Below are 14,113 nucleotides of genomic sequence, written 5' to 3'. Positions count from 1 at the left end.
GGTTCTATGGCTTTTGCCTCTCACCGTCAACAAGTTTTTTATATTTTTCGCTTTTATTTTTCCAAACCGATTCTGAAAACGACGCTAGCCATTGGCGCTCAACAGATTATACAAAATGCTCTTGTATGAAAAAACACACTACACATAAAAAAAGACAAGCTGCGAACAGCTTGTCTTTTCAATTAACTAAATATCTACACTAGCCTTTCAATACTCCGAACCCCGGAATGTATAAACGCTGCTCAAATTTCTTAAGCAACCAGCCAGCAATAGTTACAAGGAACAGGTAGTACGCACCGACAATCATAAATGCTTCTGTAAATCGGAACGTCTGCGCGGCAATACCGCGTGCTTCACCGGTCAACTCGATGCATGTAATGATATATGCCAAGGAGGAATATTTGATCAGATAGATAACTTCGTTACCACACCCCGGAAGCGCCCTGCGGAATGCTTGAGGGACAACAATCCACAATACTGTTTGCAGCTTGCTCATTCCCAAAGCGGCAGCAGCTTTAAGCTGCCCTTCTCTAATAGATAAGAGCGCACCACGAACATATTCGGAGTTATACGCGCCACTACAAAGGGTAAATCCTAAAATTGCAGCTTCAGCAGGCTCTAAATAAATACCAATCTTCGGTAAGCCATAATACAAAATAAACAGCTGAACCATAAGTGGTACGCCGCGGAAAAGCGCAGTGTAAAAGTCCATGAGCTTTTGAACAAGCTTATTTCCAAACACACGGCAACAGCCCACGCCAATCCCTAAAAGCTGCCCCATAATCGCAGACGGCACGATAAGTATCACACTCATCAATAGCCCTCTGTTTACGGCAGGAAGCAATTGTTCTGTGTAAAAAGGATCCACTAGTCGATCTCCTCACACATATCTGACAGCTTGTTACAGAAATCAGCGGTACGGGTACCTGAACCTTCCTTAAGAAGAGAGGCTGGAGATCCGCGTTCAATAATCTCACCCTGCTGCATAAATACAATCTCATCAGCAAGTGCACGTGCAAAGTCCATCTGGTGGGTTGCCATAATCATGGTTAACCCTTCTTTTGCCAGATCTCGGATAACTGAGAGAACTTCACCAACCAGCTCAGGGTCGAGAGCAGAAGTAGGTTCATCCAAAAGCAGCACCTTAGGCTCCATTGCCAACGCACGGGCAATCGCAACACGCTGTTTCTGACCACCGGAAAGCTCTGCAGGGTACAAATTGCCTTTATCGGAAAGACCTACACGGTCAAGCTCCTTATGAGCAATATCCAACGCCTCTTTCTTGCTCATACCTTTCACCTTGCGAAGCGCAATTGCCACGTTGTCCAGTGCTGTAAGGTGATCGAACAAGTTAAAGTCCTGAAAAATCATACCTACCTGCTGACGGTAGCTGTAGAGCTCTTTCTTGCTTGCTGTATCAACAATATTGCCTTCAAGAACAATCTGGCCATGCTCTGGTGTAAGCAGGTAGTTAATACACTGCAAAAAGGTTGATTTACCGGCTCCTGAAGGGCCGATAAGAACCTTAAGTTCTCCGCGATTAATATCCAGAGAAACTGATCGTAAAATTTCTTTCCCGCTAAGGGTCTTGCAAATATTTTGCATCTGCAGAATAGGAGTTGCCATGTATATATCCCTTATGTGGTATAGCCCGGAATACGGACTTTCTTTTCAAGAGTGAGCAGCAGCTTTACGCCCACCATAGTAATTATAAAGTAAATTGCACCGGCGGTAATAAACAGCGTAAGATGTTCGTACGTACGGGACGCAACAAAATGAGTACGTGTAAACATATCCATAGCGCCCACAACATATGCCAATGCAGAGTCTTTAAGAATAATTGAAAATTCGTTGGACCAACCGGGAATAGACAAGCGTAATGCCTGCGGCAGAATAATGGAGCAGACTCCCTGCATGTCAGACATACCTAACGCACGGGAAGCTTTAAGCTGTCCCTGAGGTAATGCCTCAATAGAGCCTCTAAATATCTGAGACTGATATGCCGCACTGGTCATACCCAGCACAATAGCTGTGGCAGAAAGAGCAGAAAGATTAAGCCCGAGCAAGTCAAAGATACCGAAGTAAAAAAGAAACATGAGCGTCAGAATCGGCACACCCCGGAAAAACCATACGTAGATTCCCAGAATGAAACGAACAAATCGAGGCCCGTACACTAAGCCGACTGCCATGGGAATCCCCATAACAAGACCAAGGCTCATTGCTCCGCCAACAATTCCCAAAGTCACGAGTGCGCCTTGTAAAATATATGGCAGCGCGTCTAATACAACTGCTAACTGTTCTAGCATACAATGTCGGACAAACCATTCCGGCTGTCCTTCCTCCTTAGGTGTGCCTAGTAGCACTCAATAAAAAAGCTGAGAGCGTTTTATTGGAGACGCCCTCAGCTGAAACAGTATCTTTATGACTGGGCAACAAGCCGACTAGTGGTCGTTACCTTTAAGATGCTTTTCTTTGAGAACTTCCCAGTAAGGGTCAGCTTTCAGCATTTTGATACCTTTATTGATGAGCTCAAGAAGTTCAGCGTTATCTTTGTTGATAGCAACACCGAAATCATCATGATCACCAAAAGTGTCAATTACAGCCAACGGCAGACCGCGACCAATTGCATCATTAACAGGAGCCGCGTCCATAGCTACAGCCTGAATACGGCCGTTCATAACATCCTGGAATGCAAGTGGAGCAGAGTCATAGAACTTTAATGTGAAGTTCCAGTTTTCTTTACCCATGTGCTCTTTGAGCCACTCAACCTGCGGGGTGCCGGACTGCACACCGAGACGTACTTTATCGTGCTGTATTTTGTCTACAGTAAGGCCGGAACCTTTTTTAGCAGCATAGACACTAGCAACGGTGTAGTAAGGGTCTGAAAAATTTACTTTTGCAGCGCGTTCAGGAGTGATGGACATACCGGAGTAAACCATATCAATTTTATTAGAGAGAACGCTCTGTACGATGGTAGACCATTCCATAGGCTTATGAACAACCTTGAAACCGAGCTTCTTAGCAATCCAGTTCAAAGAATCTACATCAAAGCCGGCTGGTTCACCATTTTTGTCAACATAAGCAAAAGGAGGGTAGTTTGCATCAATACCGTTAATGTATGTTTTTTCTGCAAACGCTCCTGTGCCGAACATTAAGACCAGACCAAGTGCCAACATAAGAACACGTGTTGTTCTAAGCATTTTGTTCTTCCTTCTAGCAAGACAGGTAAGCAACACAAGCAAATGACAATATGAAATCATTTGCTTTCCCCATTAACCCACAAATATCTTGGCTAGCAGAAAGTAGCTTTACTCGCAACCTCGAAATAGACAATTTTGGTAAAACGAACCGCTGTAAGTATTGAGATACCCTGTCTTAAAAAGGTATTACGCAAGAGAGAACCTCCCTGCTGCGCCCTACTTCATAGTGCGGTTTCACCAAACAGCCCACTCCAACTGATAAGTAAGAGTAAAGCTTCAATGCCTGTGCTGCACCCTTTTATGCGGTTGACCCGCTACTGGCAACACTTTTAGCGCGTTTTGCACTGCATTTTTCCTTTTCCGTCTTTTCAGAAGTACGTAAAAAAACCGCCGAGTCAGACAACACGGCGGTTTTCAGGAATTCGTATTAGATTAGTAGGTTATGCTTTTCGAGTCTTTTTTAACGTAAAGATAAAGGCCGCACCGGTATTCGTGTCCGAATTAATTGGTGATTCTACCCAGATATCACCACCGTATGATCGAATAATGCGACGACAAATGGCAAGTCCAAGTCCGGCGCTTCCGTCTTTAGCCACAGGAGACTCTTCATTTTCAAGACGATAAAACCGTTCAAAAATTCTATTCTGACTTTCAGCCGGAATACCGGAGCCTTGATCTCGGACACTAAACGAAGCAAGCCCATCACGTAAGTGAAGTCCGACAGAAACTATTGATTCACTAGGGCTGTATTTTATCGCATTATCAACAAGGTTACGCAGCACTTCAGTTAATCCGTCTTCATCAGCTACAACAAAGATATCACTACTTTCTATATTATATTCGATGGTTATATTCTTTTCATAAGCTGCCGGTGTCATATCACGCACAGTACGCTCAATAACAGCCCCGCCATCAACAGCAGTAAGCTGACTGCTATCTTTATTATGCTGAGAACGGGCAAGCACGAGTAAAGAGTTTACCATTTTTGTCATATGGTCGGCATTACGAAGAATTGTATTCAGAAACTTAACTGCCGTAGAATGTGGAGTTTCCGGAGCATCAATCAGCGTTTCCGCATACCCTTTAATGCTCGTCAAAGGGGTCTTGAGTTCATGAGAAACATTCGCCACAAAGTCACGTCGAACCCGTTCCAGCTGTTCTCTCTCACTCACATCATGAAATACAAGCACCATTTTGCGGGCTTCCTGCCGGTCACGGAACGGTACAAGGTTTACAGCTAAATATACAGAATCCGGAAGCTCCAGAACAAGGCTGGCATTTTTAGGAATCGGTGACCCCAAAATATCATCTACTGCCTGCTGAAGATCCGGCTGCATTGTTGCTTCAATAACTGTCCGCCCTTCACAGCCTTCAACACACTTCAACATGTTATTCAAAGCAGTATTGCATGAATGAATGCGCCCCCGCTCATCAAGAACCATTACACCTTCTGTCATACCGTCAAAAACAGCCTCAAGACGCTTCTTTTGATCCACAACCATACGAAGGTGCAGTTCAATGTTCTGTGCCATATCATTAATAGCCGTAACTAAAGGCTCAAACTCTGTCCCCGGATATGTCCGGATACGTCTTTGATACTGCCCTAACCCAATAGATTGAGCTGCACTGGCGAGTCTGTCGATGGAAATAAGAAACGGCCTAGTAACAAGGAAGCCAAACAACACAGTACCGAAGGTGGTAAAAATAAAAACCCACATCATTCCGGCTTCCAACCTGTTCAGGCGTTCGCTCGCAGAAGATGCAGGAATAGCGACTCGCAACACACCGGGCGGGATAACTCCCTGCCCCATCTCTTTTTGTGCAGCGTAAATCAAATCTTTTTTTATAGTAGTTGAATAGCGAACTTCAACACCTGTTTTACCTTCCAGTGCAGCCAGAATTTCCGGACGGTCTGCATGAGAAGCCAACTTAGGAATATCATTATAAGGGACATTCGTATCTGCAACAACCTGCCCTTTAACAATATATGTAACCCTGACATTAAGCTGACTGGAAAGAGCCTTTAACCAACTGTCAAAGTCCTGTACGCTGGAAAAAGTATTTTCCTGCGTCGTCCAGGCAACCGTATTCAGATACGTAACAGCTCTTCCTTTGGCATCACGAAGGATATCCGTCCGTAATGATGAATCAAAATAATAAAACGGAGGGATAAGCGCGACCATTAGCAACAGGAACATGCCTGTTAAGAGTCTGTTACGGATGGAATAGTTGTTCATGGTATTTATTATCCGCTACATTGTGGCAATTGTATGACTGTTATGTTACATCGCGACAGTACGGTGCGGAATTGATTTTGACAATACTGTTGCCTTTTTCAGCCTGCTCAAAAGCATAGGTGTGCTGCGAAAGAAAACAAAACAATCGGAATCTCCAAAAGTATGGATATATATACTGTTTTCCTTGTACTGGCTGTATTAGCCGGTTTCATGATGGCATTTAACCTCGGCGCTAACGATGTTGCAAACTCAATGGCGTCTGCTGTCGGTGCTAAAGCTATCACGGTCAAACAAGCTGTGCTTATTGCAGGTGTACTTAACTTTGCTGGCGCAGTTTTTCTTGGAGCTCAAGTTACCAAGACAATTTCTAAGGGGATTATCAACCCGGAAATGATCACCGACCCTAAAGTACTCATGGTCGGAATGTTCGCCGCACTGCTTTCAGCAGGGCTCTGGGTTCTCGTAGCAACTCTCACTGCGCTTCCAGTTTCTTCAACACACTCCATTGTCGGGTCAATTCTCGGCTTTGGCTTTGTTGTCGGCGGACCGGAAGTGGTTAACTGGGGAAAGCTGGGCTTTGTTGTCCTTTCCTGGATTGTATCACCATTATTTGGTGCTGTTATCGCTGGATTAATCTTCTCGTCAATCCGCAAACGAATCCTGTTCAGAAGCCAAATGCTTATGCAAGCGCGTAAGTGGGCTCCTTTCTGGATTGCACTTACGTTCACACTGGTGTTTTTATCATTCCTGTTTAAAACACCATTCGGCAAAAGCCTGCACCTTACATGGTGGGATGCTTCCTACCTTGCTCCTATTGTGACTGCTATATTCTGGTGTATAGCCAGAATGTTTGTCCATAAACTTATTCCTGAAGTCGACGAAGAGTCTGAAGCAGTTGAAGGACTGTTCCGTAAAATGCAGGTGGGCACCTCCTGTTACGTTGCAGTTTCTCAGGGCGCCAACGACGTTGCAAACGCTATCGGTCCGGTGGCTGCTATCTATATGATCGCCCGCGATCACGCTCTGCTCAGCAGTGCAGAGGTTCCTCTGTGGTTGCTTATCGTAGGCGGTCTCGGCATCACTCTGGGTATTTCGGTTCTCGGATACAAAGTTATGGAAACCGTAGGCAGTAAAATTACCACACTCAACAATACTCGTGGCTTTGCGGTCGATTTCGGCGCAGCAACCACAGTACTTCTGGCATCCAACCTTGGTATGCCGGTTTCCACTACTCATGCCTCTGTAGGCTCCATTGTTGGTGTTGGTGTAGCTCGCGGCTTTGGTTCCGTGAACTTCCAAATTTTATTTAAAATCGTTCTGTACTGGGTACTTACTGTACCTATTGCAGCCCTAAGCAGCATTATTATTTTCCAGCTGCTGAGGTGGACGATTCTTTAAAAGTTTTTTACCGGTAGAATCTTAGGAGGAAACTGCAATGAAATTTCGCGTTCCATTCTTTGGAATGTTATCCGACCGCACTCCAATGAGCGGATTGCTCGAGCACTACGGGCAGATTGAAAAAGGTATGGGTCTCATCCACGAGTCCATGGAATGTTACATTACCGGTGGCGCGTGCAGAGAATTCTACTCTCTTCAGCAGGAAGTAGATGAGGCTGAATACCATGCGGACAAAATTAAACGTAACATTCGTAACCACCTTCCACACGGCCTCTTTATGCCAGTGGATAAAACGTTGTTCATCAACTACACACGTAGCCAGGACAACATTTTGGACTCCGGTCAGGAAGCGTTAAACTGGCTGGGAATGCACCGACTTGCCATTGAAGAAAGCATGCAGAAGCTTCTTCTGGATTACCTGTATGAAGTGGCAAAGACCATTGAACTGTTGAAAGAAGCGCTTGAAGCAACCATCGATCTTGTTCAGGGTACTGTTACGGTAAACCGTCAGCAGACAAAAGAACACTTCAGAGGCATCCGCGCACAGCAGCGTGATGTTTTCCGTATGAAGCAAAACCTGATGGCTGAACTCTACAACCTTGATCGCGACTTCAAAGAAGTCTATCAGCTGATGAAGTTTGTAGATTGTCTCTTTGACATGAGCCACAACGCTGAGAATTGCAGCGACATGCTTCGCGCAATGATCGTTCGATAAAGCTTAAGCCTGTACTGCTATGCATTACAGGCTTTTTTTATTTTATGAACACACCTCCCCCCACCGTATCCGTCGTTATGCCAGTCTATAACGGCGCCACAACGCTTGCCACGGCTGTCGACAGCATTCTGGCACAAACCTTTACGGACTTTGAACTCATCCTCGTTGACGACGGCTCAACGGACTTCACACTTGAAATTATTAAGGGATACGTGGCTCAAGACGAAAGAGTACGCGGATTCACCATCCCGCACTCCGGAGTTGCAACAGCTGCCAATGCAGGGCTCTCAAAAGTACGAGCACGATTAATTGCCCGTATGGATGCGGATGACTATTCCATGCCCGAACGGCTGGCACAGCAAGTTGCTTTTATGTACGGGCACAAGGAAATCGGCATTCTCGGCACTTGCGTTGAGTTTGGCGGTAATAGAAAAACAGCAGGTGGGTATGCTCGCTACGTGGACTGGACAAACACCCTTCTCACCTCCGATGAAATATCTCTACGGCGGTTTCAAGAAGCCCCACTTGCTCATCCGAGCACCATGTACCGAACAGAACTTGTTGAACGTTTCGGGGGATACAAAACCGGCAACTTACCGGAAGATTACGAACTATGGCTTCGCTGGATGTCCCTTGGAGTCAAGGCTTGCAAGCTTCCAGAAAAACTTCTTATCTGGAATGATCCACCCAATCGCCTATCCCGAACTGGTGAGCAATGCAGTACAGAAAACTTTTATAAAATGAAAACACCGTACCTCGCGGACTGGCTGCACAGTAATGTTTCTCCTGAAAAGAACATTTATATTCTCGGAGCAGGTAAAACCAGCCGCCAACGAGCATTGTTATTAGAGAAAAGCGGTGTTGTTATTGCGGGATGGATTGACGTTGATCCTAAAAAGATAGGAAATATCGTACACGGCAGGAAGGTTACAGGGCGCGAAACCCTTGAAAAAGAATCAAGCTTTGCTGTTGCCTACCTCGCAGGCCATGATGCTAATGATCAGCTCGAAGAATTTATGAGCACTAATGGATATACACTTGGAAAAGATCATATTTTAGCTTCATAGCCCCTATCTGGTCTCTTCTTCCGAAAACTGCGGAGAGATCTGCCCAGCTGTGTATTGCTTTACACGATAGGCTGAAAGCATACTGCCAATATTCTTGTCCTCAATATCAAAATGCTCAAGTGCTAATCGTGTCATTTCCAAGCTTGCCTCTAATGCCGGATTAATCATGACATCAATTCCACACTGCTTAAGCTGCTCAACCTGATCGTCAGAGCTTACACTCGCAATAATCTCCATGTTATCATACCGAGATCGAATAGTGCCTATAAGCGGGAAGCAACCAGTTGTTGCCGGTGCTGTAATAATTGTAAGCTGAGCCGCCTGCGGGTCTGCAGAGTCATAGACTTCCGGAACAGCAGCATCACCAAAGATAACAGGAAAACCTTTCTTTTTTGCCGCCAAAAACGCCGGTAGATTATATTCTATCATTACAAACGGAATTAAAAATTCAGTAAGAATACTCGCGATAGCAAAGCCTACCCTTCCTGCTCCGACAATAATGACATGGTCTCGTTTCCCGTCTGAAATATATGATTCCGCTTCTACCACCTCAAGACGGAATACTTTTCTAAACAACTTAAAGGCAACCGGAGACATTTTAAACCCCAACGGAGTAAGCAACATTGTCAAAATTGCTGCTGCCAACATCAAGGAAGATTGTTGTTCAGTGATTACCTGCGCCTCTTCAGCAATACTTGCTAAAAGAAAAGACAGCTCACCGATGGAAAACATTCCCAGTCCCAATGTCAGCGCCTTCTGCTGACGAATTCTTAAAACAGTGGCCACAAGCCAGAAAATAATGCCTTTAACAAGGATAATCGCAACAGTAAGTTTTACGACGGGAATAATATTATGAAGAATAAAACCAAAATTGATGAGCATGCCTATCGAAGCGAAAAAAAGCATACAAAACAAGTCGCGCATTGGAGCAATATCACCGAGAGCCTGCCTTGCATAATCAGATTCACTGATAAGCACACCAGCTACGAACGCTCCGAATGGAAATGACAACCCCAATAAAAATGTTGTGTATCCCACTCCCAACCCGATGGTAGAAGAAGCAAGCATAAACAACTCCCGAGACTGAGCGCTTGCCACAATTGAGAGAATCCAAGGAATCAACCGTGTTCCCAACACAAACATGCCGACAAGAAAAACTGCTCCTTTCCCCAACGCCCATACAATCGGCATAAATCCTTCACCCACCATGCTAAGGGTAGGCAAAACAACAAGCAGCGGAATGGTACAGATATCCTGCATAATCAGGATACCCACCACGATTGCACTTAGGTATGTCCCCATCTGCCCGCGATTTTCTAACGTTTTCAAAATCATCATTGTATTCGAAAACGCCATGAATGCACCAAACCACACTGCCTGAAGACTTGACCATTCTAACAGGTAGTAGCCAATTCCCCACCCGCAGAGCATAGTCAGCCCCACTTGTAAGGGAGTACCTAGCAGAGCAATCACACGCACAGGTTTTAACTTCTTCAGTGAAAAATCTAAACCCAATGCAAAAAGAAGTAAGGCAACGCCAATATTAGATAACAACTCTATATTTTGCTGCCCGTCACCGGAGACTGTCGGTCCGGCTGTGTAAGGACCCACAAGCATTCCACCGAGAATATATCCCAAAATATAAGGCTGTTTTAATGCACGCGCTATTATCGCGCCCAAAAGCGCTGCAAGCATTACAGTAATTAAATCAGTGGCTATCCCCATTGTTCTTCCTTTTCTCAGCTGCACAGAACAGGATATCAATTGTCCATAGTAGCTGCACTAACAGGTTGGCTCAATGGTTTGTTTTTGCTTTCCGCTTACTGCGCTTAAATGAGGTCTAAAATAGGAACTTTTTTTAAATCCCCTCAACTTACACGTAAACCTGTCGATATATATAGAATATCAATATAATTATCTGAGTAATCTCTTGAAAACTGAAACGATCTGAAAGCTGTACTGAATATTATTTATGGGGTGATGTATGAAGATGGATTTTTGGAAGACTTTAGCGTTTCGCTATATCGGATGTGTTTTTTGCATTTTATTTTTGTCTGTAACTTTAGTGAATATTTACTTACACGATTCGCAAAAAGAAATTGAATTATCACAAAATGAAATAGCAAACAGACAAGCACTCACCAATGTCGCCAACGTGTTAGAGGATTGGACTCAGGCTCAAATTAATCTGGCACAGCTGCTGGCAACATCACCAGTCGTTATCGAAGCATGTAAAAATCCAACAAACGCAGAACTTGTTGCTAAAGCTCAAAAATATCTTCAGCGCTTTCATGACAAGTACGGCTTTTATGAAAACATTCCTCTCGCTGCTCATCCTGCGGATGGTAAATCTTTTTCCGTGATGGTTCACGGCAAACAAACTATAGTCAAAGACGGAACATTTTTCACAGACACAGTAGGTGGAAAAACAATCGGCAAGGGAGGAGCTCAACGCAGTTTTATTAAAGCTTCTCGTGCCGGTAAGAAATTTTTCATCAGCCAGGTTTACCCCAGCATCCTGCGTGGTAATCCAATCTTTGTTATAGCAATTCCAGTTTATGATCATACACGTCACGTGGGCACTCTGATTCTTGCCCCGCAGATGGACTACTTCACAAATAAATTCATTAACCATTCGACCATCGGTGATACGGGTTCACTCTTCTTCCTTGACTCACGCGGTATTTTCATTGCCCATAAAGATACCTCTCTTATTCTAAAAAAGAAGCTGGAAGGACATAGCGGCTACATTCAAAAGATCTTAGCCGGCCAAGATAATTTCTTTGCGAACAACCAATCAGGGGAAAGTTACCGGTTCCTCGTTCAGCCCATATCCATTCCAAAAGAAAACATTCTGTTTGATTGGACATTGTGCGTAACCCAGTCAAAAAAAGAAATTACCACAGGCTCTCGCAATGCAGCGTATGTCATGACGTATTCAGGGGCAGGCTTGCTTCTTGTTCTTGGCCTGCTGCTATACTTGCTGACACGATTTTTTGTAACAAAGCCTCTCTCTGAAATTGGCGAATATGCACATCAGGTAGAAAATGGAAACCTTGATGCACAGCTTACGCTTCAAAGCTCCACAGAACTTGGAGCACTGGCCGACTCTTTGCGTAATATGAACGTTACCATCATTGGCGAACTACAAGATAAGATGAGCTTTATGCAGGGAATTCTTGAGGGAATTCAAAACCCATATGCCGTTGTAAATGCCAACATGGAAGTCCAAAGCTGTAACAAGCGTATGATTGAAATCACAGGCCGTAACGGAAAAGAGTCAGACTTTATCGGATGGCATATCTCCAAGTTTCTCTTTAACGATCCACAAAAGCATGTTGTTCTCACCGATGTGATGAATGACAAGCAACCTCGTATCAATGTCGATCTCACCTATGTGAACCCGCAAGGTAAAACATATGAACTGGTAATCGATGTTGTCGCCCTTTTTGATAACGAAGGGAATGTAACTGGCGGAATCACTTTCTGGAACAACGTTTCTGAACTTAAAGCACGTCAAAAGCAGATGGAACTCCAGCAAAAAGAGATTGAACGCGCTGCTGCACAGGCACATCTTCTGTCAGATAAAACAGAAGAAGCATTACAGCTGTTAACAGAGAACGTTGCACAATCTAATGACAGGACGGAACAGCAACAGGCTTATTTGGGTGAAACCATTACAGCCATTGAAGAACTGAGTGCAACTGTACAAGAAATTGCCTCTAACTCCAGTCAAACAGCCAACACTGCACTAGATACTAAAGAAAAGGCAGATGACGGGGCGCATATTGTTCAGGAATCTATGTCATCCATCCATCAACTTCAGGAACTCATTGGTAACATGAGTGAAGATATCAATAAGCTGAAAGAACATGCCGATGGAATTGGAAATGTAATGGAAATCATCAACGATATTGCCGATCAGACAAACCTGTTAGCACTTAATGCTGCTATTGAAGCAGCAAGAGCAGGCGAAGCAGGAAGAGGATTCTCAGTAGTTGCTGATGAAGTTCGCAAGCTCGCTGAAAAAACCATGGCAGCAACAAGAGAAGTCGGCCTTGCTGTCACAGCCATTCAAAGCGGAACAAAGAATTGTGCTGAATCAATTCAAAAAGTTGATAATGAAGCTGGCAATAACGTATCTCGCGCCAAAGATACTGAAGAAGCCCTAAGCGGAATATTAACTATGGCAGAATCAACAAGCCAAATGGTTACTGGAATTGCAACTGCTGCTGAACAACAATCAGCAGCAACAGAACAAGTAGCACGCACCGCCAGTGACATTGGCACAATAGCAGAAGAAACATATTCCGCTATGCAAAACGCAACATCACGAATCGCAGAAGTAAAACACTCTTTCGAAGAGCTACGCGACATCATCTACGCAATGAAGTAACACCCTAAAAGAGGCAGGCTCCGGCCTGTCTCTTTTAGTTCAATCCCAACCAACTACCCGAACAACAAGTACGAAATAAATTCTTTCTCCAAATCACACCGTCTCCCCTACTTGCAAAACAGCTCATACGACAAATCAGCTCTTTCTTCAGCACATACAGTCTCAAAGATTGCCCCCCTTCCCTGCAACAAAATGTCATCCCCAACTCATCAGTCAACTGCATAAACATAGTGTACCCCATGCTCTCAACGTATAGACACACACAGTTTCTGTAACAAGCAAACCTGAGGGCTGATACAATACAGTACTATGCCCCCTCTCCTTTAGAGAGATCAACACACAGTCGAAATAACATCAGTCGTCACAGGAGAACAATATTCTAAAGCGGCACGCCCTCCTTAGCTACAACATCAGTCGACACAAAACCTAATCATTCTGGAACAACACAGTCTACGTCCATTCATACACCGATAATAAACAATATCGTTTTGACCAACACCACATCCTCAGCCTCAATCCCAGCAGATCTTGGATTGTGTCTTCGAGAGGATTCACGGCATAGTTTTTCGTGCGGATCTTGGCCTCGTTTGCTGATGCTCATTCTACCGACAATATTCCGTGAAGCGGCTCGAAGACATAATCCGAGGACTGCGTTTAAGCTTCTTCTTTAACCACTTCAGAACAACTGGCTCACTTTATAAGGAGCTACAAGTAGAGAACATTGAAATAAACTCTGAAAGAAAACAGCCCAACATGAAACGGAATAAAAAGCTAAAGAGAGGAAGCACTAGGAGATAGCAAGAGAACTAAAAAAAGATAAGTCTCTCAAAGTACAAAGTGGAAAACAGAGACAAGAATAAAGAAAGACTTCCCCAAAGCCGGACGGCTAACATGGCAGCTAAAAAGGCAGCAGGAAATGAATAGAGAAGAGACAGCCAATAAACAGGCTTCGGAGAGAGCTGGTAGAGTCTTGATTAGATGTAGAAACGAAGAAAGCCCGTTAGCTACATAGCTAACGGGCTTTCGAAATAAATCTTGGCAGCGACCTACTTTCCCACAGGCTCCCCTGCAGTATCATCGGCGATGGTCGGCTTAACTTC

10 protein-coding genes are annotated in these 14,113 nt (G+C 44.3%); 4 read left to right on the top strand and 6 right to left on the bottom strand.

What is annotated here, in order from left to right; all coding sequences use genetic code 11:
• Positions 1-199 precede the first annotated feature (199 nt).
• The 5 genes from QZY95_RS07265 to QZY95_RS07245 all read right to left on the bottom strand — a co-directional run bounded on the left by QZY95_RS07265 (position 200) and on the right by QZY95_RS07245 (position 5,437).
• Positions 200-868 carry an amino acid ABC transporter permease gene (locus tag QZY95_RS07265; protein WP_290921345.1) on the bottom strand — a complete coding sequence of 223 codons (669 nt, stop codon included), beginning with the start codon at positions 866-868 and terminating at the stop codon, positions 200-202.
• Positions 868-1,626 carry an amino acid ABC transporter ATP-binding protein gene (locus tag QZY95_RS07260; RefSeq protein ID WP_290921342.1) on the bottom strand — a complete coding sequence of 253 codons (759 nt, stop codon included), beginning with the start codon at positions 1,624-1,626 and terminating at the stop codon, positions 868-870. The genes QZY95_RS07265 and QZY95_RS07260 overlap by 1 nt, the downstream gene beginning before the upstream one ends.
• Before the next feature lie 11 nt (positions 1,627-1,637).
• Positions 1,638-2,306, bottom strand: coding sequence for an amino acid ABC transporter permease (locus QZY95_RS07255; protein ID WP_290921339.1), 669 nt, complete (start codon positions 2,304-2,306; stop codon positions 1,638-1,640).
• 135 nt (positions 2,307-2,441) lie between these two features.
• Positions 2,442-3,200, bottom strand: a complete 759-nt coding sequence (locus tag QZY95_RS07250; RefSeq protein WP_290921337.1) for an ABC transporter substrate-binding protein — start codon at positions 3,198-3,200, stop codon at positions 2,442-2,444.
• Positions 3,201-3,640: 440 nt separating this feature from the next.
• A complete protein-coding gene (locus QZY95_RS07245; RefSeq protein ID WP_290921335.1) occupies positions 3,641-5,437 on the bottom strand; it encodes an ATP-binding protein in 1,797 nt (598 codons plus the stop codon).
• Between the two features lie 162 nt (positions 5,438-5,599).
• Between QZY95_RS07245 and QZY95_RS07240 the strand changes: the two genes are divergently transcribed.
• From QZY95_RS07240 to QZY95_RS07230, 3 genes are read left to right on the top strand one after another with little or no spacing between them, the layout of a single operon-like run.
• Positions 5,600-6,835, top strand: coding sequence for an inorganic phosphate transporter (locus QZY95_RS07240; protein WP_290921332.1), 1,236 nt, complete (start codon positions 5,600-5,602; stop codon positions 6,833-6,835).
• A 37-nt stretch (positions 6,836-6,872) separates the two neighbouring features.
• Positions 6,873-7,550, top strand: a complete 678-nt coding sequence (locus QZY95_RS07235; RefSeq protein WP_290921329.1) for a DUF47 family protein — start codon at positions 6,873-6,875, stop codon at positions 7,548-7,550.
• A gap of 44 nt (positions 7,551-7,594) precedes the next feature.
• On the top strand, positions 7,595-8,617 hold the full coding sequence (locus QZY95_RS07230; RefSeq protein WP_290921326.1) for a glycosyltransferase: 1,023 nt from the start codon (positions 7,595-7,597) through the stop codon (positions 8,615-8,617).
• Between the two features lie 3 nt (positions 8,618-8,620).
• On the opposite strand, the gene QZY95_RS07225 is transcribed toward QZY95_RS07230, so the two are convergent.
• A complete protein-coding gene (locus QZY95_RS07225; protein ID WP_290921324.1) occupies positions 8,621-10,342 on the bottom strand; it encodes a cation:proton antiporter in 1,722 nt (573 codons plus the stop codon).
• Positions 10,343-10,682: 340 nt separating this feature from the next.
• Here QZY95_RS07225 and QZY95_RS07220 point away from each other — a divergent pair, with 340 nt between their 5' ends.
• Positions 10,683-13,013, top strand: a complete 2,331-nt coding sequence (locus QZY95_RS07220) for a methyl-accepting chemotaxis protein (RefSeq protein ID WP_290921322.1) — start codon at positions 10,683-10,685, stop codon at positions 13,011-13,013.
• Positions 13,014-14,113: the final 1,100 nt, after the last annotated feature.

The sequence above is a fragment of the Halodesulfovibrio sp. genome, assembly GCF_015482765.1.
In the GTDB taxonomy this organism is placed as follows: Bacteria; Desulfobacterota; Desulfovibrionia; order Desulfovibrionales; family Desulfovibrionaceae; genus Halodesulfovibrio.
The sequence above is the reverse complement of the archived record's forward strand: the minus strand, read 5'-3'. Positions and strand labels throughout refer to the sequence as shown.

What these genes read in the sequence shown, in the direction of transcription:
- QZY95_RS07260 (WP_290921342.1), bottom strand. Translation starts at nt 1,626, where the DNA reads ATGGCAACTCCTATTCTGCAGATGCAAAATATTTGCAAGACCCTTAGC.
- QZY95_RS07255 (WP_290921339.1), bottom strand. Translation starts at nt 2,306, where the DNA reads ATGCTAGAACAGTTAGCAGTTGTATTAGACGCGCTGCCATATATTTTA.
- QZY95_RS07250 (WP_290921337.1), bottom strand. Translation starts at nt 3,200, where the DNA reads ATGCTTAGAACAACACGTGTTCTTATGTTGGCACTTGGTCTGGTCTTA.
- QZY95_RS07245 (WP_290921335.1), bottom strand. Translation starts at nt 5,437, where the DNA reads ATGAACAACTATTCCATCCGTAACAGACTCTTAACAGGCATGTTCCTG.
- QZY95_RS07240 (WP_290921332.1), top strand. Translation starts at nt 5,600, where the DNA reads ATGGATATATATACTGTTTTCCTTGTACTGGCTGTATTAGCCGGTTTC.
- QZY95_RS07235 (WP_290921329.1), top strand. Translation starts at nt 6,873, where the DNA reads ATGAAATTTCGCGTTCCATTCTTTGGAATGTTATCCGACCGCACTCCA.
- QZY95_RS07230 (WP_290921326.1), top strand. Translation starts at nt 7,595, where the DNA reads ATGAACACACCTCCCCCCACCGTATCCGTCGTTATGCCAGTCTATAAC.
- QZY95_RS07225 (WP_290921324.1), bottom strand. Translation starts at nt 10,342, where the DNA reads ATGGGGATAGCCACTGATTTAATTACTGTAATGCTTGCAGCGCTTTTG.